We start from the raw sequence: 22,879 nt of genomic DNA on the forward strand, positions 1-22,879 counted from the left end.
GCGCCATGCCCGGCAGTTCTGCGGCTGCGGAATCTGCCGGGCGGAAATCTTGCCGGGTGCTTTTCCATGTCAAAAACGGGACAAATATCCTACAGAAACGGTATCCCCTTCGGGATGCGGACAGGCCGCGCACCGAACATCCGGCCACTTTTCGAACTTAAACTGCCGTATTCGGAACCAAATTTTCTCCTGAATTTCCGTTTCGGAAATTTCTGTTGACAGACCCCCGCGATCACCCCATCGTCACCCCATATGAAGGAGAGCCCCCTTGCAGCGTTACGACCTTGACGATCTTGACCGGACGATCATCAGCCTTCTGACCGAGGACGGGCGTCTTTCCGCCAGCGAAATCGCCTCGAAGATCGGCACCGCGTCCGAACGCACGGTGCGCAACCGGATCACCGCGCTGCTGCAAAGCCGGATGATCACCATCGGCGCCATTCCCGACCCCACCGCGATGGGGCGCGATGTGCAGGCCGATGTGATGATCGAGGTCGAGCCCGGCCGCATAGAGGAGGTGGCCATCGCCCTGGGGGAATTCGACGAGATCGGCTATCTGGCGGCGACCAGCGGGCGTTTCAACCTGTCGGGGTCGCTGTTCGTCGAGACGCACGCGGCGCTGCTGGACTTTTGCGAGAACACGATCGGGCGCATCCCCGGGGTGCGCCGGGTGGAGCCCTGGGTCATCCTGCGGATGTACAAGGCCTTTGGCACCCGCACCACCGCTCTGAACACGGCGACGGATCGGGCCGAGGGCAAGCCGTGATGTCGGGGCTGGTTCGCATCGGCATTGACGTTGGCGGCACCAATACCGATGCCGCCCTGCTGCGCGGCGGCAAGGTTCTGGCGACGATCAAGACGGCCACGACGGCGGATGTGACGGGCGGCGTTGCCAATGCCATCCGCGCGGTGCTGGACGGCAGCGGTGTTACCGGGGCCGAGGTCGGGGCCATCATGATCGGCACCACGCATTTCCTGAACGCCGTGGTCGAGGGGCGGCAGTTGCGCAAGGTGGGCATCCTGCGGCTGTGCGGCCGGGCCACGCGCGCCCTGCCCCCGATGGTGGATTGGCCGGCCGATCTGCGCGGGATTGTCGATGGCGGGGCCGCGCTGGTGGATGGCGGCGTGCAGTTCGACGGCGCACCCATCGCCCGGCTGGATGCCCGCGAGATCCGGGCGGCCTGCAAGGCCTGGCGTTCCGCCGGAATCGGGGCGGTTGCGATTTCCTCGGTCTTCGCGCTGGTCGATGCACGGATGGAGATCGAAGCGGCCGAGATCTGCGCCGAAGAGATGCCCGATGCCGCGATCAGCCTGTCGCACCGGATCGGCCGCACGGGGCTGTTGGCGCGCGAAAGTGCGACGATCCTGAATGCCAGCCTGCACGCCCTGGGGCAGGAAACGGTTGGCGCCTTCCGTTCGGCCTTTCAGCGGCTGGGCCTGTTCTGCCCGCTGTACCTGGCCCAGAACGACGGAACGCTGATGGGCGCGGATTATGCCGAGCGTCACCCTGTCTTCACCATTGCCTCGGGGCCGACCAACTCGATGCGCGGCGCGGCCTTCCTGACGGGGCTGACGGATGCCGCCGTGATTGATGTCGGCGGAACGACCACCGACATTGGAATGCTGGTGGCGGGCTTTCCGCGCGTGCGCAGCGAAGGCGCCGAAATCGGCGGCATCCCGACCAATTTCCGGGTGCCGGATGTCTATTCCTTCGGTCTGGGCGGCGGCAGTCTGGTGCGATCGGCGCCCTTGGCCATCGGGCCGCAATCGGTGGGCTTCCGCCTGGCAGAAAAGGCGCTTTGCTTCGGCGGCGACACGTTGACGGCCACGGACATTGCCGTGGCGGCCGGTCTGGTGACCTTGGGCGATCCGGCGCGGCTGCGCCATCTGGATGCCGGGTTCGTCAAGGCTGCCGTCGAGAAGATGAAAGCCGATGTCGAGGCCGTGCTGGACCGCATGAAGCCCAGCGCCGAGCCGATCCCGGCGGTTCTGGTGGGCGGTGGATCGGTTCTGCTGGAAGGGCAGCTTGCCGGAACATCGGTTTCGCTGCGGCCCGATCACTTTGGTTCGGCCAATGCCATCGGGGCCGCCATCGCGCAGGTTTCGGGCGAGGTGGACCGCGTGGTTTCGCTGGAGGGCACGACACGCGGCGCGGCGCTGGAGCAGATCGTGGAAGACGCCCGCAACCGCGCGGTCGAGGCGGGAGCCCGGGCCGAAAGCGTGACGCTGGCCGAGCTGGAGGAGACACCGCTGAGCTATTTGCCCGGAAATGCCATGCGGATTGCGGTGAAAGTGGTGGGGGATCTGGCAGCATGACCTTCTGGACACTGAACGAGACCGACATCGACCGCATCGCCATCGGCGTGGGGATTCTTGGCACCGGCGGCGGCGGCAGCCCCTATCTGCAACTGCTGATCGCCAAGGCGCTGTTGCGGCAGGGCAAGCGCATCCGCATGATCCGCCCCGCCGATCTGGCGCCGGATGCACAGGTGATCGGCCTTGGCGGCATTGGCGCCCCCACCGTCAGCATCGAGAAGATGGAAGAGGGGAATGAGGGCATCCGCGTCCTGCGCGCCATCGAGGCGCATACCGGGCGCCGGGTCGATGCCGTGCTGGGCGATGAGGTCGGCGGCGGCAACGGCATCTATCCGATGATCACGGCAGCCAAGTTGGACCTGCCGGTGGTCGATGCCGATGGCATGGGCCGCGCCTTCCCCGAGGTGCAGATGACCTCGTTCTTCGTTTACGGCCAGGCGAACCAGCCTGCGGCCCTGTCGGATTCCGAGGGCAATACGCTGGTGATCACGCAGGCGAAATCGCCCGAGATGCTGGAAAAGCTGATGCGGACGGCGACCGTGGCCATGGGCTGCACCGCCTGCATGACCACCGCGCCCATGACCGGCGATTTCGTGCGCCGCTTCGGGATTGCCCATACCACAAGCCAGGCCTGGCATCTGGGCGATGCGGTGCTGCAGGCCCGCGCCGCCAAGACCGATCCTGTCGCGGCGATCGAGCGGGTCTCGGGCGGGCGGCGGCTGATGCAGGGCAAGGTGACCGACATTGCGCGCCGGATCGAGGGCGGCTTTGTGCGCGGCAGCCTGACCGTGGCGGGCCTTGCCGGGGATCAGGGCCGGACCCTGACCATCGACATCCAGAACGAATTTCTGGTCGCCACCGAGGACGGCCGGCGTCTGGTGATGGTGCCCGACCTGATCTGCATCGTCGACAGCGAGACCGGGCGGCCCATCGGCACCGAGGAACAGCGCTATGGTCTGCGTGTCTCGGTACTGGCCATTCCCTGCGCGCCCCTGCTGCGCACCCCGGAATCGCTGCGGATGATGGGGCCGCGCGCATTTGGCTATGACTTCGACTACACCCCCTTCGGCACGGCCACCGTCGCCCATCCGGTCGCGGCCTATGCCGAACCCGCTGCAACCCCCATCATGACAGGTGAACTGACATGAACCGCCGCGACCTTCTGATTTCCGCCGGACTTGCCCCCCTGGCCCTGCAGGCCCTGTCGCGCTGGAGCGTGGCAGAGGCCCAGGATGGCAGCCGCATCTTCACCCTTGCCAACCCCACGGGGTTTCCCGACCTGGACCCCTCCACCTCGTTTTCGAATGACGGGCTGGTGCTGGCCAATGTTTATGAAAGCCTGACCCGCTATGTTCCGGGCACGACTGAGGCCCCGGCAAGCGTGGCGCCGCTGCTGGCCGAAAGCTGGCAGGCCACCGACGGGGGCAAGACCTGGACCTTCACCCTGCGCAAGGGCGTGCGGTTCCATGACGGCACCGACCTGACGGCAGAGGCCGTCAAGGGGTCGATCGAGCGGACGATGAAGATCGGCGGCGGCGCGGCCTTCATCTGGAGCGCCGTGACCGCCATCACCGCGCCCGACCCGCTGACGGTGGTCTTTTCCCTGTCCACGGCCCAGCCGCTTGACCTGATCGCCTCGGCGGGCTTTGCGGGCTGGATCATCAGCCCTGCCGCGCAGGCCCAGGACAATGCCTGGTTCAACGCCGGACAGGACGGCGGCACCGGCCCCTTCCGCATCGACAGCTATGAGCCGGGCCAGCGCGTCATCGCCTCGCGCTTTGCCGACCACTGGGGCGGCACGCCCGAGGGCGGCTTCGACACCGCCGTTTTCGAGGTGGTCGAGGATTCGGTTCTGGCCCAGAGCATGATCGAAAGCGGCAATGCGGACTGGACCTACAGCCTGCCCTTCGACAATCTTGAGGCGATGAAGGCCAATCCCGACCTGCAGGTGGTGGCCAATCCGTCGTTCGAGAACCTCTTTGCCCTGCTGAACACCCGCCGCGCGCCGCTGGACCGGCCCCGCGTGCGGCAGGCGCTGGCGCTGGCCTTTCCCTATGACGATGTGATCACCGCCGGGACGGCGGGGCTTGGCACCCGATCCCGTGGCATCGTGCCGCCGGGCATCTGGGGCCATGACCCCGAGGCGCCGATGGTGATGACCGATCTTGAGGCCGCCCGCGCCCTGCTGGCCGAGGAAGGCCTGGCTGACAGCGGGCTGGAGCTGACGCTGACCTATGTCACCTCTGATGCGCTTGAGGCGCTGGCGGGAGAGTTGTGGAAGGCCAATCTCGAAACCCTTGGCATCACGCTGACCCTGCAGCCGATGGCCTGGGAGGCGATGTGGGATCTGTCCAAGGCCGATCCGGCACAGGCGCAGGACATCCTGCTGCTGTACTGGTGGGCGACCTATGTCACGCCCTATGACTATCTGTTCAACCTCTTCCACAGCGAAGAGACGCCGACCTTCAATCTGGCCTATTACAGCAACCCCGCCTTCGACAGGCTGATCGACGAGGCGGCCGCCCTTTCGGGCACCGACCGCGCCAAGGCCGAAGACATGTTCAAGGCCGCGCAGCGGATGATGATCGAGGACGCGCCCGCGGTTTTCATCCTGGACAAGCCGAACGTCCATATCCTGCGGTCTGATGTGAAGGGCTATGCCGACAATCCGGCCTATGGCCATGTCGTCTTCGTCAACGACCTGAGCCGATAGGACGCCGGGCCGATGGGACTGGGACGGTACATCTTCAGACGGTTCATCCTGTCGGCCTTCGTCGTTGTCGGTGTGACCTTCCTGGTTTTTGTCGCGGCGCAGGTCGTGCCTTCCGACCCTGCGGCGCTGTATGCCGGGCCGCGCCCAAGCGCCGAGCAGATCGAAAAGGCGCGGGCCGAGCTGCATCTGGAGGCGTCCTTGCCGGAGCGGTTCATCCGTTTTGGCAAGGCGATGGCAACCGGGGATTTCGGGGTGTCCTACAAGTCGCGGCGGCTGATCTCGCAGGATCTGGCCGCCTTCCTGCCCGCGACGCTGGAGCTGGCGGCCTTCTCGACCTTTCTGGCCCTGCTGATCGGCATCCCGGCGGGCGCCTTTGCCGCGGCCCGCAGGGGCGGCTGGCTGGACAGGATGGGCGGGCTTGCCTCGATTGCCGCCGTTGCCATGCCCGCGTTCTTTCTTGCCATGCTGCTGCAATTCGTCTTTGCCAAATGGCTGGGGGTGCTGCCGCTGTCGGGGCGGATGTCGCGCGAGATTGCCATCTCGGCCCCGCTGGCGCCGGTGACGGGCTTTGCCCTGATCGACGCGCTGCTGTCGCGCCGCCTGGATGCCTTTGGTGACGCGCTGGCGCATCTGATCCTTCCGGCGCTGACGCTGGCGGCCTATCCCGCGGGCATCGCCATGCGGCTGACCCGATCGGCCATGATCGAGATCCTGGAGCGCCGGCACATCCTGGCGGCCCGCGCCCTTGGCCTGTCGGGCCGCCGCATCCTGTTCGGCCATGCGCTGCCCAATGCGGTGGGGCCGGCGCTGACGGTGCTGGGGCTGAGTTTCGCCTTTGCGCTGACCGGCGCGGTTCTGGTCGAGATCATCTTCGCCTGGCCCGGCCTTGGCCGCTATGTGTCCGAGGCGATCCTGTCCAAGGACTTTCCCGTCATCGCCGCCGCAACCCTTGTGGTGACGCTGTGCTATGTCGCCATGAACCTGGTTCTCGATCTGGCGCAGGCGCTGATTGATCCGAGGGTGACGCTGAAATGAGGGTCCTGCATCAGCGGCTTGGCTGGCCGGGCGCGGTGTCGCTGGCCCTGATCCTGATCGCCTTCGGCATGGCGCTTCTGGCGCCCTGGGTCGCGCCCTTTCCCGATCAGGGCGCCGGGGCGCCCAGCATCGCCACCAAGTTCCTGCCGCCTTCGGCCGATCACCTTCTGGGCACCGATCACCTTGGCCGCGACATGGTAAGCCGGGTGATCTACGGCGCCCGGGTGTCGCTGAGTTCGGGGCTGCTGATCGTTGCCTTCTCGCTGCTGATCGGACTGCCGGTCGGCGTGCTGGCCGGGTATTTCGGCGGCTGGCTGGATGAAGGGCTGATGCGGATCACCGATGTGTTTCTGGCCTTCCCGGCGCTGCTGCTGGCGGTGCTGATGGCGGCGGCGCTGGGGCCGGGCCTTCTGAACAGCATCGTCGCCGTGGCCGTGACCTGGTGGCCCTGGTATGCCCGCATGGCCCGGGCCGAGGTGCTGGCGCTGCGCGGGCAGCCCTATGTCGAGGCGGCGCAACTGATGGGGGTCGGCCATCCGCGCATCATCCTGCGCCACATCCTGCCCGCCGCCGTTCGCCCGCTGTCGGTGCAGGCCGCGCTGGACGTGGGGCCTGCCCTGCTGACCGCATCGGCGCTGTCCTTCCTTGGGCTGGGCGTGCTGCCGCCGACGGCGGACTGGGGCCAGATGGTCGATGCGGGGCGCAAGTTCTTTCCCGAGCGTTGGTGGTATTCCGCCGCCCCGGGGATGGCGGTCTTTATCCTTGCGCTGGCCTTCTCGGTTCTGGGGGATGCGCTGCGCGACCGTGCAGGAGGGCGCCGCGATGGCTCTGCTTGACATACGCGCCCTGTCGGTGGACCTGCCCGCCCCGGGCGGTGCCATCCACGCCCTGCGCCGGATGGACCTGACGGTCACGCGGGGCACGATCCACGGGCTGATCGGCGAATCCGGCTGCGGCAAGACGATGACGGCCATGGCGCTGCTGGGCCTTTTGCCGCGCGGTGCCGACATCGGGGCGGAGCGTTTCCTGTTTGACGGCATGGCGTTGCGCGATGTCGCAGGCAGCCTGCGGGGCCGGCGCATCGCCCTGATCTCGCAAGACCCGGCGGCGGCGCTGAACCCGGTTCTGACCATCCGCCGCCAGATCGACGACGTGCTGCGCGCCCACCACGACCTGCCCCGGGTGGCCCGCGACGCCCGCGCGGTTGAACTGCTGGCCGCAACCGGGCTGCCCGACCCCGCGCGGGTGCTGCGCAGCTATCCGCATCAGCTTTCGGGCGGGATGCAGCAGCGGGTGGTCATCGCGCAGGCGCTGGCGACCGGGGCCGATCTGCTGATCGCGGACGAGCCGACAACGGCGCTGGACGTGACCATCGGGGCGCAGGTGCTGGCGCTGCTGCGCCGTCTGGTGCAGGAGCGCGGCCTGACCATCCTGATGATCACCCATGACATGGATGTGGTGGCCGAGGTCTGCGACAGCGCCACGGTCCTGTATGCCGGAACCTCGGTCGAAGACGGGCCGGTGTCCGAGGTGCTGACCCGGCCACGCCACCCCTATACCCGCGCGCTGCTGGCCGCCTTGCCCGATGCAGGGCCGCCTGGCACCCGGCTTGCCGCCATCGAAGGGCGCATCCCGCCGCCCTTCGAGGCGATTGCCGGTTGCGCCTTCGCACCACGCTGCGCAGCCGCACAGGCCGAATGTCGCCTTCGCCCGCCGCCCGAGCGGCAGGACGGGCCACACCGCTGGACCTGCCTGGTGGAAAGGGGAACCGATGACCAAGCCGCTGCTTGAGGTGCGCGATCTGGTTGTCCGGTATGGAAGCCGCGGGCTGTTCCGCGGGCAGCCCCGCCCGGCGGTGTCAGGGGTCAGCCTGTCGCTTGCCCCGGGGCAGACGCTTGGCGTGGTGGGCGAATCCGGGTCCGGCAAAAGCAGCCTGCTGCGCGCGATCCTGCGGCTGGTGCCCTCGGAAAGCGGCAAGGTCGTGCTGGACGGTCAGGATTGGCTGGCCTTGTCCCCCCGCGAGCTGCGCCGCGCGCGCCAGGACATCGGCGTTGTCGCGCAGAACCCTTTCCTGTCGCTCAGCCCGCGCATGACCATTGCCGAAATCCTGGCCGAGCCGCTGCTGGCCCGCCAGGGCCTTGCAAGACGGGCCTTGCAGGACAGGGCCGCCGAACTGCTGTCGCGCTGCGGCCTGCCCGCCGATTTCCTGCCCCGCCGGGCAAGAGAGCTGTCCGGCGGACAGGCGCAGCGGGTTGCCATCGCCCGGGCGCTTGCGCTGGACCCCAAGCTGCTGGTGCTGGATGAGCCCACCTCGGCGCTGGATATTTCGGTTCAGGCGCAGATCCTGAACTTTCTGTCCGATCTCAAGGCGGAATCGGGGCTTTCAATGCTTTTCGTGACCCATAACCTGAAGGTCGTGGCGCATATTTCTGATCATCTGGTGGTCATGCGCAACGGCGAGGTGCTGGAACAAGGCACGACGGCAGAGCTGATGTCTGCGCCGCGCCATGACTACACGCATCGCCTGTTCGGTTTCGGGATGCGTGCGCGCCAGACCGCCGTCTGAGTGACGGCCGGTTCCCGAGAGCTGATCCCCGCCCCCAAGGCTGAACGCCGGGTCGCTGCGGCGCGCGCGGAGGGCCGTTCGTCGGCTTGTTCAGCCGCCTGCAGCAGCAAGGGGGGCCTTTCGCCCCCCTTGCGTCGTCATCTGCCGTTTCCGGGCCGGGCCGGAACCGGACCCGTCAGCCGCATTTGGAATGGCCGCAGCTTCCGCAGGTGAGACAGCCTTCCACCTTGCGCAGGTCATAGCTGCCGCAGGCGGGGCAGGCCGCGCCGCGCGGGGCCTCTCCGACGCGCAGCATTTCGGCCTTGGGGTCGGATTTCAGGCCAAGCCCCTCGCCCTCGATGAAGCCGATCTCGATCAGGTGGCGTTCGATCACCCCGCCGATGGCGGCCAGGATCGACGGGATGTATTTCCCCTCCATCCAGGCGCCGCCGCGCGGATCGAACACGGCCTTCAGTTCCTCGACCACGAAGCTGATGTCGCCGCCCCGGCGGAACACGGCGGAAATCATCCGGGTCAGCGCCACGGTCCAGGCGAAATGCTCCATGTTCTTGGAGTTGATGAACACCTCGAACGGGCGGCGGTGGCCGGCGATGACGATGTCGTTGATGGTGATGTAAAGCGCGTGTTCGCTGCCCGGCCATTTCACCTTGTAGGTCTGGCCTTCCAGCGCGGCGGGCCGGTCAAGCGGTTCGCTGAGATACACCACCTCGGCGCCGCGCGTGGTTTCGGGGGCTTCGGCCGGGGTCTTGTCGCTGGATTCCGAGACGGTCAGCACCGAGCCGGTCACATCGTTCGGGCGGTAGGTGGTGCAGCCTTTGCAGCCCTGATCCCAGGCGGCCATATAGACCTCCTTGAAGGCATCGAAGCTGATGTCCTCGGGGCAGTTGATGGTTTTCGAAATGCTGGAATCCACCCATTTCTGCGCGGCGGCCTGCATACGCACATGGTCCAGCGGCGGCAGGGTCTGGGCATTCACGAAATAGTCGGGCAGCGGTTCGTCACCGTTCTTCTCACGCCACAGTTGCACGGCGTAATCGACCACCTCTTCCTCGCTGCGCGAACCGTCCTTCTGCAGCACCTTGCGGGTATAGGCATAGGCGAAGACCGGCTCGATCCCGCTGGACACGTTGCCCGCGTAAAGCGAGATCGTGCCCGTCGGCGCCACGCTGGTCAGCAGCGCGTTGCGGATGCCGTGCTTCGCGATGGCGGCGCGCACGTCGTCATCCATCTGGGCCATGGACCCGCTGGCCAGATAGCCCTCGGCCTCGAACAGGGGGAAGGCGCCCTTCTCGCGCGCCAGATCGACCGAGGCGAGATAGGCCGACCGTGCGATGGCGTGCATCCAGATCTCGGTCGCCTTGGCCGCCTCGTCGCTGCCATAACGCAGGCCCACCATCAGAAGCGCGTCGGCCAGCCCGGTGACGCCCAGCCCGATGCGGCGCTTGGCCGCCGCTTCCTGCGCCTGTTCGGGCAGGGGGAAGCGGCTGGCATCCACCACATTGTCCATCATCCGCACGGCCAGCCGGACCAGCCGGTCCAGCGCGGCCATGTCCAGGCTGGAATGGGGCTCGAAGGCATCCTTCACCAGCCGGGCCAGGTTGATGCTGCCCAGAAGGCAGGCGCCATAGGGCGGCAGGGGCTGTTCGCCGCAGGGGTTGGTGGCGGCGATCGTCTCGCAATAGCCCAGGTTGTTCATGGCGTTGATGCGGTCGATGAAGATCACGCCCGGTTCGGCGAAATCATAGGTGGACCGCATGATCCGGTTCCACAGGTCGCGGGCGGGCAAGGTCTTGTAGATCTTGCCGCCGAAGGTCAGCTCCCACGGCCCGTCGGCCTTGACCGCCGCCATGAAGGCATCGGTCACCAGAACCGAGAGGTTGAACATCCGCAGGCGGGCGGGGTCTTTCTTGGCCTCGATGAAGGATTCGATGTCGGGGTGGTCACAGCGCATGGTCGCCATCATGGCGCCGCGCCGGCTGCCCGCCGACATTATGGTGCGGCACATCGCATCCCACACGTCCATGAAGGACAGGGGGCCGCTGGCATCGGCCGCCACGCCCGCCACGGGCGCGCCGCGCGGGCGGATCGTGCTGAAATCATAGCCGATGCCGCCGCCCTGCTGCATGGTCAGCGCGGCCTCTTTCAGGCTTTCGAAGATGCCCGCCATGGTGTCGGGAATCGTGCCCATGACAAAGCAGTTGAACAGCGTGACCTGCCGGCCGGTGCCCGCCCCGGCGGTGATGCGCCCGGCGGGCAGGAAGCGGAAATCCTCAAGCGCCTCATAGAACTGGGGTTCCCAGACCTCGGGTTCCTTCTCGACCTCGGCCAGCGACCGGGCGATGCGCCGCCAGCTATCCTCGACCGAGCCGTCGATGGGCGTGCCGTCCGCTTCCTTGAAGCGATACTTCATGTCCCAGATGGCTTCGGCAATGGGCGCATGGAATCGCGACATGGGGCGAATCGTCCTTCAAGTTGTGGATAAACGGGCGGAAGGCCCAAGATACGCCCCGGCCCCCGCCCGGTCAATCTTGCCACGGCCACCGGCAGGGCTATTCTTGCGGGCATGACTCATCTCAACATCCTCAAGCTCTGCGTCGGCGCCGAAAGCGTGGAAGACCTTGCCCAATGGCAGGACAGCCACCGCGGCCAGTGGCCGCAGGGGCGTGCGCTGCACATCACCCGCATGTGGCCCAAGCGCGAGGACGAGGTGCTGGCGGGCGGGTCGCTGTATTGGGTAATTAAAGGCGTGATCCTGTGCCGCCAGCGGATTGTCGGGCTTGAGGCGGTGCAGGGCAGCGACGGGATTTCGCGCTGTGCGCTGGTGCTGGATGCCGAAATCATCCGCACCGAACCCGCGCCGCGCCGCCCCTTTCAGGGCTGGCGCTATCTGGCCGCCGACGAAGCCCCGCGCGACCTGCCGCAAGGCCGGGCGGCGGACGATACGCTTCCACCCGAGCTGGCCCGCGCGCTGGCCGAGATCGGGCTGCGCTGAGGGCCGGGCGGCCGTTGCCTGCGAAGGAAATTGCCGCCCCGGCGCCGCCATGCTATGACTATGCCCGGTCGGCAGTTCACCAAGGCGTCGCTGGGCCCCGCAAGGGCAAGCTGAACCTGCCAGAGATCAGACGGACAGCACCCGGTTTTCCCCCCGTGCCCGTCGCCAGGACAGCGACCCGCGACCCCTGCTGTGGCACGGCAACGGATGACCTGAGATGACCCGAACCCTTGTTCCGCTTCTCGTGGCCGATCTTTCGGCCTTTACCCGCGCGCTGGCCCGCCAGTTGACGGCGGCCGAAAGCCCGCCCTCGCATCAGACGCTGATGAATATGCTGGCCCGCGCGGCGGGGTTTCGCAACCTGCAGCACCTTGGGGCCGCGCAGGCCGCCGCTGCCCGGCTGGACAGTCCGCCGCCACCGCCCGAGGCGGTGGATCACACGCTGGTTGCCCGCGCGCTGAACCAGTTTGATGCCACCGGCAGGCTGGTGGGCTGGCCCGCGCGGCGCAATGTGCAGGTGCTGTGCCTCTGGGCGCTGTGGGCGCGGCTGCCGGTCGGCGGCAGCCGGACCGAGCGGCAGTTCAGCGCGCTGCTGAACGGGCTGCACAGCTTTGGCGATGCCGCGCTGTTGCGGCGCGACATGGTGATGCTGGGCCTGATCCGCCGCGCGCCCGATGGCACCGACTATGCCCGGCTTGAGCAGCGCCCGCCGCCCGAGGCGCGCGCGCTGATCCGCCATCTGGCCCTGCGGGGGACTGGCGGCTGATCCGGGCGGGCGGTCCGGGGGACCACGCGCCCCCGAACCGCCCCCCCCCGAACCGAACCGCCTGCCGCCTTCGGGCTTGCCGCCACCCGGCCGACGCGGCAATCTTGCCGCGAACGGCAAGCCGCCGGAACGCTTCGGAAGACGGGACCAATTCCATGACCACCACCAACCGCATCGCCCTTTCCAGCGATCACGCCGCCATTGCCTTGCGGCAGGCCATCGCCCGCCACATCGCGGCCAAGGGGTGGGAGGTGGTCGACATCGGCCCGACCACGCCGGAAAGCACGCATTACCCCGCCCATGGCGAGGCGGCGGCGCGGCTGGTCGCCTCGGGCGATTGCCGGCTGGGCATCATCCTGTGCGGCACCGGGCAGGGCATCATGATGGCCGCCAACAAGGTGCGGGGCATCCGCTGCGGCGTCTGCTGCGAGCCGTTCTCGGCCCGGATGATCCGCCAGCACAACGATGCCAACATGCTGTCGCTGGGTGCGCGGGTGGTGGGCGAAGGGCTGGCGCTGGAGATCGTCGATGCCTTCCTGGGGGCCGAGTTCGAGGGCGGCCGCCATGCGACGCGGGTCGACATGATCACGGCGCTGGAAAGCTGACACCGCCCCGCCCCCTTTGGCTGCGGACCGCGCCCGTGGTCTTTCTGATCCTGTGGTCGGCCGGCTTTGCCGTGGCCAAGCTGGCGGTGGCCCATGCCGCGCCGCTGACCGTGCTGGCGCTGCGCTATGTGCTTGTCCTTGTGCTGCTGCTGCCGGTGGCGCTGGTGATGCGGCCGCGCTTTCCGGGCGCGCGCGGCATGGCCGATGTGGCGGTGGTCGGGTTCCTGATCCAGGTGATGTATTTCGGCCTGTGCTACCTGGCGTTCAAATCCGGCGTTTCGGCCGGGGGCGTGGCCATCGTGGTCTGTCTGCAACCCATTCTTGTGGCGCTGATCGCACCGCGTCTGGTGGGGGAACGGGTCAGCGCCCTGGGCTGGCTGGGGCTGGGGTTGGGCCTTGCGGGGGCGGCGCTGGCGATCCTTGGACGGTCGGCGGTGCAGGCGGAAAACCTTTTCGGTCTGATCTGCACCGTTCTGGCGCTGATCGGCATCACCGCCGGCACACTGTATGAAAAGCGGTTCGGGGCAGCGCATCACCCGGTTGCGGCGAACCTGATCCAGTATGCCGTGGGCGCGGCCTTCTGCGTGCCCGCCGCCCTGCTGACGGAAAACACCGCCATCGACTGGACGCCCGGTTTCGTCTGGTCGATGGCCTATCTGGTGCTGGGCAATTCGCTTCTGGCGATGTCGCTGCTGCTGGCCATGATCCGGGCGGGCGCGGTGTCGCGCGTGTCGTCGCTGTTCTACCTTGTGCCGGCCCTGTCGGCGCTGTTCGCCTGGCCCCTGCTGGGCGAGACGGTGCCGCCGCTGACCTGGGCCGGCATGGCGCTGGCGGCGGTGGGCGTGGCGCTGGTCAGCCGGAGACCTGCGGCACCGGCAGCCCCAGCCGCGCCGCCAGAACCGACAGCGCGCTGAGGCTGGCCGCGGGCCAGTCTGCCGCGCGGGCGGCAAACAGCGTGGCCTGCGAGGCGTGGATCAGCCCGTCGGACAGGATCTTGAGGTGGTTCGCGCGCAGCGTTTCGCCGGTCGAGGTGATGTCGGCGATGGCTTCGGCGGTCAGGTTCTTGACGGTGCCTTCGGTCGCGCCCTGGCTGTCAACCAGTTGATAATCGGCCACGCCGTTGGCGGTCAGGAAATCGCGCACCAGCCGGTGATACTTGGTGGCGATCCGCAGCCGGTGGCCATGCGCGGCGCGGAAGGCCGCGGCGGCGGCATCCAGATCGTCCAGCGTGTCCACGTCAATCCAGCCGGCGGGCACCGCGATCACCAGATCGGCATGGCCAAAGCCCATGGCGGCCCAGTCGACGACCTGACGGTCCCAGTCGGCCAGCTTGTCGCGGATCAGGTCGCTGCCGGTCACGCCCAGGTGGATGCGCCCGGCGGCCAGTTCGCGCGGGATCTCGCCCGCCGAAAGCAGCACCAGTTCCACCCCGTCCACCCCGTCAACGGCGCCGGAATATTCCCGTTCGTTGCCGGTGCGGGCCATGGTCACGCCGCGGGCGCCGAACCAGTCGAAGGTCTTTTCCATCAGCCGGCCCTTGGACGGCACACCGATCTTGAGCATCAGACCGCCCCCCTGAGCCGGGCCACCAGCGAGGGGCGGATGATGCCCCCCACCGCCGGGATGGACCGCCCCTGCCCCAGCACCGCCGTCAGCGCGTCATAGCGCCCGCCGCTGGCCACCGGGGGCAGCGCCGGATCGGCGGCGGCGAAGGTGAAGACGAAGCCGTCATAATATTCCAGCGTGGTGCGGCCGTGGCTGGCCTCGAACGGCAGCCGGTCCACATCCACCCCGCGCGCGGCCAGCGCGTCCAGCCGGGCGGCGAAGGTTTCGACCGCCGGGCCGATGGCAGGCAGCAGCGGCGCGATGCCGCGCAGGTGGGCCAGCGCGGCGCGCGACGGCGCTTCCAGCGACAGAAGATCATAAAGCAGCGCCGCTTCGGGCGCGGCGATGGCGGGGGCGCGGGCGTCCTCGATCAGCGCCTCGGCGCGGGCGGCAATGTCTTCGGCCGAGCGCAGGCCGACCAGCGGCCCCGCCGCGGCGATCAGCGCGGCGGGCGCATCGGCGGCCAGCCGGTCCAGCAACTGGGCGCGGGCGGGCGGCATGGGCGCGCGGCCGGCGAAACGGTCCAGCAGGGCGCGGAACCGGCGCGGGCGCCAGATGTGGCGCAACAGCGCCTGACGGCGGCGGTCGGTGGTGGACAGGCCCTTCACGGCGGCCATCAGGATGCCGATGTCGCCGGTGGCGGGGCGCAGGTCCAGATCGGCCAGCAGGCCGGCGAACAGCGCAAACACCTCGGCATCGGCCTGCGGCGCGGCGCGGTCGAACACCTCATACCCGACCTGAAGGTATTCGCGCGCCCGGCCATCAAGATGTTCCTGCCGGCGGAACACCTCGCCCAGATAGGCATAGCGCGCGGGGTCGGCCCCGCCGGCCATATGGGCCTGCACCACCGGCACGGTGAAATCGGGGCGCAGCATCATTTCGCCGGCCATCGGATCGGCGGTCACATAGGCGCGGGCGCGGATGTCCTCGCCATAAAGATCCAGCAGGGTTTCGGCGGGCAGCAGGATGTCGGCCTCGACCGGCACGGCGCCGGCGGCCACGAAGGCGGCATGAAGGCGCTCGGCCTCGGCGCGGATGGCGGCCTTGGCGATCATGCGCGGCCCCTGCCCGGACTGCCGGTCATTTCGCCAGCATCCGCTGCACTTCCGCCACCAGATTGGCCTGCGGCACCTCGACCTGCGCGGGGCGGTCCTTCCATTCCTCAAGCGTGGCGCTTTCGGCGATCTTCGCCCCCAGCATCAGATCCTTGAGGATGACGGTTCCCGCCGCCTTTTCGTTGCCGCCCTGGATGACGGCAACGGGCGAGGCGCGTTTGTCGGCGTATTTCAACTGGTTGCCAAAGTTCTTGGGGTTGCCCAGGTAAACCTCGGCCCGGATGCCGGCCTGCCGCAGCGCCCCCACCATGGCCATGTAATCGGCCATCCGGTCGCGGTCCATCACGGTGACGACGACCGGGCCTTCGGTGGCCCCGCCAGCCCGCCCCTTGGCCCGCAGCGCGGCAAGCAGACGGTCAACCCCGATGGAGATGCCGGTGGCCGGCACGTCCTGCCCGGTGAACCGTTTCACAAGCCCATCATAGCGCCCGCCCCCCGCGACCGAGCCGAAGTTGCGCGGACGCCCCTTCTCGTCGGTGATCTGGAAGGTCAGTTCCGCCTCGAACACCGGGCCGGTGTAATAGCCAAGGCCGCGCACGACACCGGGGTCTAGCTGGATGCGGTCGGAGCCATAGCCCTGCGCCTGAAGAAGTGCGGCGATGCTCTCAAGTTCGGCTACACCCTCGGCGCCGATGGCGGAGTTCCCGACCAGTTCGCGCAACCGGGCGATGGTGGCAGCGCCGGTCTCGCGCTTGGCGGTCGTGAAGCCAATGACCACCTCGGCCTGTTCTGCCGACAGCCCCGCGCCCTTGGTGAAGTCGCCGCTTTCGTCCTTGCGGCCGGCGCCCAGCAGGGCGCGGACGCCCTCTTCGCCAAGGCGGTCGATCTTGTCGATGGCGCGCAGCACGATGCCGCGTTCGGCTTCCTTGTCGTCGCCCGACAGGCCCGCCACTTCCATCACGCCGTTCAGAACCTTGCGGTTGTTGACCTTGATCACATAGTCGCCGGCCAGCCCGAGGCTTTCGAAGATGTCCGACAGCATGGCGCAGATTTCGGCATCGGCGGCGACGCTGCCGCTGCCCACCGTATCGGCATCGCATTGATAGAACTGGCGGAATCGGCCCGGACCGGGCTTTTCGTTGCGCCAGACCGGCCCCATCGCATAGCGGCGGTAGGGGCTGGGCAGATCGTTGCGGTATTGCGCGGCAACGCGGGCCAGCGGCGCGGTCAGGTCATAGCGCAGCGCCAGCCAGTCCTTGTCCTCATCCTGCCAGGCGAAGACGCCTTCGTTCGGGCGGTCCACGTCGGGCAGGAACTTGCCCAGCGCCTCGACCGTTTCGACCGCGCTGGTTTCCAGCGGATCGAAGCCGTAGCGATGATAGACCGCCGCGATGGCATCCAGCATTGCCTTGCGCTCGGTCACCTCGGCGCCAAAATAATCACGGAATCCCTTGGGCGTTTCGGCCCGGGGACGGCGGATCTTGCCTTCGGACATGGGCGAGCCCCCTTGCATCGGTCGGCGCTTGCTGTAGCGGATGGGGAACGGGGCGGCAAGCGGGGGCGGCAATGGACCGGATCGAGGCGCTGGAAGAACGGGTTGCGCATCTGATGCGGAGCGTGGACGACCTTTCGGACGTGGTGGCCCGGCAGGCGCGCGAGATCGAGGTGCTGTCGCGCCGGGCGCAGATGCTGCTGGAGCGCGAGGCCGAACGCGAGGCGATGGCCGGCGAGGCGCCCGCGGCCAACGTGCGCCCGCCGCACTGGTAAGCCGGCCGGCGCGGGATGCGGATGTTCGGGGTGGATCTGGCCGCGCTGGCGGTGACGCTGGCGATTGGCGCCGTGGCGGGGGCGCTGGCCTGGGCGGCGGCTCTGCCGCTGGGGTTTCTGCTGGGGTCGCTGGTGGTGACGGCGGGGCTGGCGATTGCCGGGGCGCGGCCCTTCGGCAAGCCGGTCACGCTGCCGGCGCGGTTCCGGTTTTCCTTCGTGCCGGTGATCGGGGTGGCCATCGGCGGGGCCTTCACGCCGCAGGTTCTGGCGCAGATGCCGGGCTGGGCGCCTTCGCTACTGGCGGTGGCGGCCTTCGTGCCGCTGGTCATGGCGTCCAGCTTCACCATCAGCCGGCGGCTGGGGATCGGCCGGAAAGAGGCGCTGTTCGGCGCGGTGCCGGGCGGGCTGATCGAAAGCGTCACCATGGCCGAGACGGCGGGCGCCGATGTGCGGGTGGTGATGGTGATGCAGTTCCTGCGGCTGATCCTGACCATCCTGACGGTGCCGCTGATCTTTCTGGTGCTGACAGGCCACGCGGTCGGATCGGCCTCGGGCGTGTCGCTGGCGGGGGGTGTGCCGCTGACCGCGCGGGATGCCGCGCTGTTGGTGCTGGCGGGCGCGGCGGGGGTGGCGGGCGCGCGGGCGCTGCGGCTGCCCGGCTGGATCATGACGGGGCCGCTGCTGGCTTCGGCGGCGGTGCATGGGGCGGGCTGGGTGCAGGGGGTGCCGCCGGGCTGGATGATCGCGGCGACGCAGGTGGTGCTGGGCACCGGCCTGGGCGCGCGCTTCGCCGGGATCGGGCGCGATCTGCTGTTGCGGGCGGGCAAGGCGGCGCTGGCCAATGCGGCGGCATCGCTGGCCATCGCCTTCGGCTTCGCCACGGCCCTGCACGGCCTTACCGGAGAGCCGGTGGCGGCAGTGTTCCTGGCCTTTGCCCCCGGCGGGCTGGCCGAGATGAGCCTGATCGCGCTGAGCCTGCAGATGAGCGTGATCTATGTCACCGCGCATCATGTGGTGCGGATCGTGCTGGCGGTGGTGGTGCTGCAGGGGATGGCCCGGCGGCAAGGCTAGCGGCCGGACGCCCGGGGTCAGATCTCTTCCACCAGAACCACGCCCTGCATGGCCTTGATCGCCCCGCGGATCTGCGGGGTAACCGGATAGGCCTGCGGCAGCGTCAGGTCGATCTCGCGCCCCTGCGCATCTGCGACGCAAAGGGTGATCTGGGCTCGGGTCTTGCCCTCGACCTGGCCCAGCAGATTGGCGACCGATGTCACCGCCTCGGGCCGGTTGAGGTGGATGCGGATCGGACGGGCACCGGCCTGATCGGCCACCGCGTCGATGGGCGCGACGGAATTGGCCAGCAGCTTCACCCCTTCGCCATCGGGGTCGGCGCGGACGGTCAGAACGACGTTCCGCCCCGGTTCCAGCAGATCGCGCGCCACTTCCAGCACGTCCGAGAACACCGTCACCTCGTAAAGCCCGGTCGGATCGGAGAGCGAGACGAAGGCGAAGCGGTTGCCCTTGGCGGATTTGCGTTCCTGCCGCGCGGCCACCGATCCGGCCAGCTTGGCCACCATGGGCGCCCCGCGCGCCATGACGGTTTGCGTCAGTTCCGCAAGGGTTTTCACATCCTTGCGCTTCAGGGCGGACATGTAGTCATCCAGCGGATGGCCCGACAGATAGAAGCCGATGGCAAGGTGTTCGTTCGACAGCCGTTCGACCGGCAGCCAGTCATCGCGCCAGGGCAGGCGCGGTTCGGGGATGTCGGACCCGGAATCGCCGAACAGGCTGACCTGGTTCGACGCCTGCGCCTCATGGATGGCGGCGGAAAAGGCGACCAGCGGATCAAGCGCCTCGAACACGCGGGCGCGGTTCGGATCAAGCTGGTCGAAGGCCCCGGCGCGGGCCAGCATTTCCAGCGGCCGCTTGCCGATGCGTTTCAGATCGCAGCGGCGGGCAAAGTCGAACAGCGTGGCGAAGGGCTTGTCGCCGGCTTCGGTCCTGCGCGCCTCGACGATGAGGCGCATCGCGTCGACGCCGACGTTCTTGAGCGCGCCAAGGGCATAGATCACCCGGCCCTGCCCCGTGTCGAAAGTGGCAAGGCTGCGGTTGACGCAGGGCGGAACCACCTCGATCCCCAGCTTGTCGAGTTCGCGCTTGTAGACGGCCAGCTTGTCGGTGAGGTGAATATCGCAATTCATCACCCCGGCCATGAATTCGACCGGGTGGTTCGCCTTGAGCCAGCCGGTTTGGTAGCTGACCACGGCATAGGCGGCGGCGTGCGACTTGTTGAAACCGTAGTTGGCGAACTTTTCCAGAAGGTCGAACACCTCGCCCGATTTCTTGGGGTCGATGCCGTGGGTTTTCGTGCAGCCCTCAATGAACTTGGGCCGTTCCTTGGCCATTTCCTCGGCGATCTTCTTGCCCATGGCGCGGCGCAGCAGGTCGGCGCCGCCCAGGCTGTAGCCGGCCATGACCTGAGCGATCTGCATCACCTGTTCCTGATAGACGATGATGCCCTGCGTTTCCTTGAGGATATGGTCGATCGTGGGGTGCAGCGGTTCGATTTCGCGCAGGCCGTTCTTGACCTCGCAATAGACCGGGATGTTCTCCATCGGGCCGGGACGATACAGCGCCACCAGCGCCACGATGTCCTCGATGCAGGTGGGCTTCATCCGGCGCAGCGCATCCATCATGCCGCTGGATTCCACCTGGAACACGGCCACGGTGCGGGCGGCGGCGTAAAGGTCGTAGGTGGCCTTGTCGTCCAGCGGGATATGGCCGATGTCGTTCTCGGCCCCCGGTTTCGGTTCGTAAAGCGTGCGGCCATCCTGCGCCACATGCAGCGGCCGGCCCGATTTCAGGATCAGCGCGATGGCGTTCTGGATCACGGTCAGGGTTTTCAGACCGAGGAAGTCGAACTTGACCAGACCGGCGGCCTCGACCCATTTCATGTTGAACTGGGTGGCCGGCATGTCGGAGCGCGGGTCCTGATAGAGCGGGACCAGCTCATCCAGCGGGCGGTCGCCGATCACCACGCCGGCGGCGTGGGTGCTGGCGTTGCGGTAAAGCCCTTCGATCTTTTCGGCATAGTCCAGCAGCCGGCCGACCACTTCCTCCTTCGCCGCCTCGCGCAGGCGGGGTTCGTCGGCCAGCGCCTTGGTGATGGAGACGGGCTTCACCCCTTCCACCGGAATCATCTTGGACAGGCGGTCCACCTGGCCATAGGGCAATTGCAGCACGCGGCCCACGTCGCGCACGGCGGCCTTGGACAGAAGCGCGCCGAAGGTGATGATCTGCGCCACCTTCTCGCGGCCATAGCGTTCCTGCACATAGCGGATCACCTCTTCGCGGCGATCCATGCAGAAGTCGATGTCGAAGTCGGGCATCGAGACCCGCTCGGGGTTCAGGAAGCGTTCGAAAAGCAGCGCATAGCGCAGGGGATCAAGGTCGGTGATGGTCAGCGCATAGGCCACCAGCGAGCCCGCCCCCGACCCCCGGCCCGGGCCGACCGGGATGCCCTGTGCCTTGGCCCATTTGATGAAATCGGACACGATCAGGAAGTATCCGGGGAAGCCCATCTTCTCGATAATGTCGATTTCGAACTTCAGGCGGGCTTCATACTCTTCGCGCGGCGCGGCCATCGGAATGACGGCAAGGCGGCGGTCCAGCCCTTCCCAGGCCTGGCGGCGCAGCTCCTCGACCTCATCCTCGGCGAAGCGCGGCAGGATCGGCTTGCGCTTTGACGCCATGAAGGCACAGCGGCGGGCGATCTCGACCGTGTTTTCCAGCGCCTCGGGCAGATCGGCGAACAGGGCGCACATCTCGGCTTCGGACTTGAAGTAGTGCTGCGGCGTCAGCTTGCGGCGCGGCTCCATCTGGTCAACATAGGCGCCTTCGGCGATGCAGATCAGCGCATCATGCGCCTGATACATCTTCGCTTCGGGGAAATAGACATCGTTTGTCGCAACCAGCGGCAGGCCCAGCTCATAGGCCAGCTCGACCAGCCCGCGTTCGGACGTGGCCTCGGCGGCGGGCAGACGCCCGCCCTCGCCGGGGTGGCGCTGCAATTCGACATACAGGCGCTGCGGAAAGGCCGCGGCCAGCCGCGCCAGCAGGGCGCGCGCCTTGGGCACCTGGCCGGCCTGCAGGAAGCGGCCCAAGGGGCCGTCGGGGCCGCCGGTCAGGCAGATCAGGCCGGCGGAATGACGCTCCAGCTCTTCGGCCGTGACATGCGGCAACTGCCCGTCGCCCCGCAGGTAAAGGCAGGAGTTCAGCTTCATCAGGTTCATGTAGCCCGCTTCGGACTGCGCCAGCAGCACCAGCGGCGCGGGCAGGCGCGGCCGTTCTCCGGGCGCGGCCGGATCATGCGCCAGACTGATCTGACAACCGACAATGGGTTGCAGCCCGGCATCCTTGGCGTGGCTGGAAAACTCCAGCGCGCAGAACATGTTGTTGGTATCGGTCACCGCGATGGCGGGCATCTGCGCCGCCGCCGCCAGCTTGACCAGCTTCTTCACGGGCACCGCCCCTTCCAGAAGGCTGTGCTCGGTATGGGTGCGGAGGTGGATGAATCGGGGGGATGTGGCCATAACCCAGGGTAGCCCGGCAGGTAGCCAAGAGGAAGGTGGTCAGTCAACCGATGACGACGGACGCATATCTCTCACATAGAGCCCCATCCATGTTCCTTTTCCGATAAAGGTAACCTCCATTCGTGCTGAAAGTTGATTGCGAAACTCGGGAGGCATTCCGCAGAGTTTCTTCATAAGGGGCATGCCTTTCAGCTTAATTGGATGGCGACAGAATTTATCGCTTCGCTCGTCGGCTCGAACAACGACATAGCTATGCTCGACACTGCCGCCAATGACAGCGGCAATAAGCGCGGGAAACTCGCAGCGGACGAGGTCTACGACAATTATGGAAAAAAGAGCTGTGCCGAACACCATGAAAGCGAATTTTGCCGGAGATGCGGCTTCCGCGCTTTTCCTGTCTTCCCCATAATTGGCCTGAAACATGAGATAAACGGTGGAAAAACACCAAACAGCACCCAAACCATAGGCGGGAAGATTCGAGACACGCAGCCACTCGTGCGAGGGAAGATAGCGTCCCGATATCGTTATTTTCAAAAGGCACGCCACAGCAATAAGCGAACTTAGCAGCGCGGCGACAATCTGCCGCCGCCGCGTTGGCCCCGTTTGCGCAGCCGTGGTAGCACACGCAAGCTCGGCCTCGTGATCAACCTGTCCGGCCATCACTGCCCCGCTACTTCCGGCATGTACGGTAGTCACTGTCTCAAAGCCGGTCAATCGGTTCGCCCAGAGCTTGTTGAGGCCGGGATTGTCGCGCGAAACCTGAAGGTGCTTTCGCAAGGGGCGGAAAGTTTCCGCTTGCCTTGACCACCGCCCCCCGGCTTGATGAAAGCAATCAGAACAGGGGCGCGCGTCCCGCTTTACGCCGCA

20 protein-coding genes are annotated in these 22,879 nt (G+C 67.4%); 14 read left to right on the forward strand and 6 right to left on the reverse strand.

Annotation, left to right across the window (positions count from 1 at the left end; translation table 11 throughout):
• Positions 1-268 precede the first annotated feature (268 nt).
• From B6K69_RS07240 to B6K69_RS07275, 8 genes are read left to right on the forward strand one after another with little or no spacing between them, the layout of a single operon-like run.
• Positions 269-766 (forward strand): Lrp/AsnC family transcriptional regulator, encoded by a 498-nt coding sequence (locus B6K69_RS07240; protein ID WP_107672250.1) that lies wholly within the window; start codon positions 269-271, stop codon positions 764-766.
• Positions 766-2,316 carry a hydantoinase/oxoprolinase N-terminal domain-containing protein gene (locus B6K69_RS07245; RefSeq protein ID WP_108643306.1) on the forward strand — a complete coding sequence of 517 codons (1,551 nt, stop codon included), beginning with the start codon at positions 766-768 and terminating at the stop codon, positions 2,314-2,316. Before B6K69_RS07240 ends, B6K69_RS07245 begins: the two co-directional genes overlap by 1 nt.
• Complete coding sequence (locus tag B6K69_RS07250) at positions 2,313-3,464, forward strand: DUF917 domain-containing protein (RefSeq protein WP_108643307.1); 1,152 nt, start codon at positions 2,313-2,315, stop codon at positions 3,462-3,464. Before B6K69_RS07245 ends, B6K69_RS07250 begins: the two co-directional genes overlap by 4 nt.
• A complete protein-coding gene (locus B6K69_RS07255; RefSeq protein ID WP_108643308.1) occupies positions 3,461-5,029 on the forward strand; it encodes an ABC transporter substrate-binding protein in 1,569 nt (522 codons plus the stop codon). Before B6K69_RS07250 ends, B6K69_RS07255 begins: the two co-directional genes overlap by 4 nt.
• 12 nt (positions 5,030-5,041) lie before the next feature.
• Positions 5,042-6,064 carry an ABC transporter permease gene (locus B6K69_RS07260; RefSeq protein WP_108643309.1) on the forward strand — a complete coding sequence of 341 codons (1,023 nt, stop codon included), beginning with the start codon at positions 5,042-5,044 and terminating at the stop codon, positions 6,062-6,064.
• Positions 6,061-6,900 carry an ABC transporter permease gene (locus B6K69_RS07265; protein WP_108643310.1) on the forward strand — a complete coding sequence of 280 codons (840 nt, stop codon included), beginning with the start codon at positions 6,061-6,063 and terminating at the stop codon, positions 6,898-6,900. The genes B6K69_RS07260 and B6K69_RS07265 overlap by 4 nt, the downstream gene beginning before the upstream one ends.
• The gene (locus B6K69_RS07270) at positions 6,887-7,855 is read left to right on the forward strand and encodes an ABC transporter ATP-binding protein (RefSeq protein ID WP_164681905.1); all 969 of its coding nucleotides are present in this window, start codon (positions 6,887-6,889) and stop codon (positions 7,853-7,855) included. The genes B6K69_RS07265 and B6K69_RS07270 overlap by 14 nt, the downstream gene beginning before the upstream one ends.
• A complete protein-coding gene (locus B6K69_RS07275) occupies positions 7,836-8,630 on the forward strand; it encodes an ABC transporter ATP-binding protein (protein ID WP_108643312.1) in 795 nt (264 codons plus the stop codon). Before B6K69_RS07270 ends, B6K69_RS07275 begins: the two co-directional genes overlap by 20 nt.
• 175 nt (positions 8,631-8,805) lie before the next feature.
• Here B6K69_RS07275 and B6K69_RS07280 read toward each other — a convergent pair whose 3' ends face one another.
• Positions 8,806-11,082, reverse strand: coding sequence for an adenosylcobalamin-dependent ribonucleoside-diphosphate reductase (locus B6K69_RS07280; protein WP_108643313.1), 2,277 nt, complete (start codon positions 11,080-11,082; stop codon positions 8,806-8,808).
• Between the two features lie 111 nt (positions 11,083-11,193).
• On the opposite strand from B6K69_RS07280, the gene B6K69_RS07285 reads away from it, so the two are divergent.
• From B6K69_RS07285 to B6K69_RS18600, 4 genes are all read left to right on the forward strand, one after another.
• Entirely contained in the window at positions 11,194-11,622 is a 429-nt protein-coding gene (locus B6K69_RS07285) for a DUF1489 family protein (RefSeq protein ID WP_108643314.1), read from the forward strand.
• 217 nt (positions 11,623-11,839) lie between these two features.
• On the forward strand, positions 11,840-12,388 hold the full coding sequence (locus B6K69_RS07290) for a DUF2087 domain-containing protein (RefSeq protein WP_108643315.1): 549 nt from the start codon (positions 11,840-11,842) through the stop codon (positions 12,386-12,388).
• A 155-nt stretch (positions 12,389-12,543) separates the two neighbouring features.
• A complete protein-coding gene (rpiB, locus tag B6K69_RS07295) occupies positions 12,544-12,993 on the forward strand; it encodes a ribose 5-phosphate isomerase B (RefSeq protein ID WP_107672239.1) in 450 nt (149 codons plus the stop codon).
• A gap of 35 nt (positions 12,994-13,028) precedes the next feature.
• Complete coding sequence (locus tag B6K69_RS18600) at positions 13,029-13,907, forward strand: DMT family transporter (protein ID WP_261341461.1); 879 nt, start codon at positions 13,029-13,031, stop codon at positions 13,905-13,907.
• Here B6K69_RS18600 and hisG read toward each other — a convergent pair.
• From hisG to hisS, 3 genes are read right to left on the reverse strand one after another with little or no spacing between them, the layout of a single operon-like run.
• A complete protein-coding gene (gene hisG, locus B6K69_RS07305; protein ID WP_108643316.1) occupies positions 13,846-14,559 on the reverse strand; it encodes an ATP phosphoribosyltransferase in 714 nt (237 codons plus the stop codon). The two genes, B6K69_RS18600 and hisG, sit on opposite strands and share 62 nt — an antisense overlap.
• Positions 14,556-15,653: an ATP phosphoribosyltransferase regulatory subunit gene (locus B6K69_RS07310; RefSeq protein ID WP_107672236.1), complete on the reverse strand. Its 1,098-nt coding sequence runs from the start codon at positions 15,651-15,653 to the stop codon at positions 14,556-14,558. Before B6K69_RS07310 ends, hisG begins: the two co-directional genes overlap by 4 nt.
• A gap of 25 nt (positions 15,654-15,678) precedes the next feature.
• Positions 15,679-17,148, reverse strand: coding sequence for a histidine--tRNA ligase (gene hisS, locus B6K69_RS07315; protein WP_108644828.1), 1,470 nt, complete (start codon positions 17,146-17,148; stop codon positions 15,679-15,681).
• Positions 17,149-17,219: 71 nt separating this feature from the next.
• On the opposite strand from hisS, the gene B6K69_RS07320 reads away from it, so the two are divergent.
• A complete protein-coding gene (locus B6K69_RS07320; RefSeq protein WP_107672235.1) occupies positions 17,220-17,420 on the forward strand; it encodes a SlyX family protein in 201 nt (66 codons plus the stop codon).
• A 21-nt stretch (positions 17,421-17,441) separates the two neighbouring features.
• A complete protein-coding gene (locus B6K69_RS07325; protein ID WP_164681906.1) occupies positions 17,442-18,491 on the forward strand; it encodes an AbrB family transcriptional regulator in 1,050 nt (349 codons plus the stop codon).
• Between the two features lie 17 nt (positions 18,492-18,508).
• Here B6K69_RS07325 and dnaE read toward each other — a convergent pair whose 3' ends face one another.
• On the reverse strand, positions 18,509-22,012 hold the full coding sequence (gene dnaE, locus B6K69_RS07330) for a DNA polymerase III subunit alpha (protein WP_108643318.1): 3,504 nt from the start codon (positions 22,010-22,012) through the stop codon (positions 18,509-18,511).
• A 39-nt stretch (positions 22,013-22,051) separates the two neighbouring features.
• On the reverse strand, positions 22,052-22,672 hold the full coding sequence (locus B6K69_RS18005) for a hypothetical protein (protein WP_123876546.1): 621 nt from the start codon (positions 22,670-22,672) through the stop codon (positions 22,052-22,054).
• Between the last annotated feature and the right edge of the window lie 207 nt (positions 22,673-22,879).

The sequence above is a fragment of the Pseudogemmobacter blasticus genome, assembly GCF_003071405.1.
Lineage (GTDB): Bacteria > Pseudomonadota > Alphaproteobacteria > Rhodobacterales > Rhodobacteraceae > Pseudogemmobacter > Pseudogemmobacter blasticus.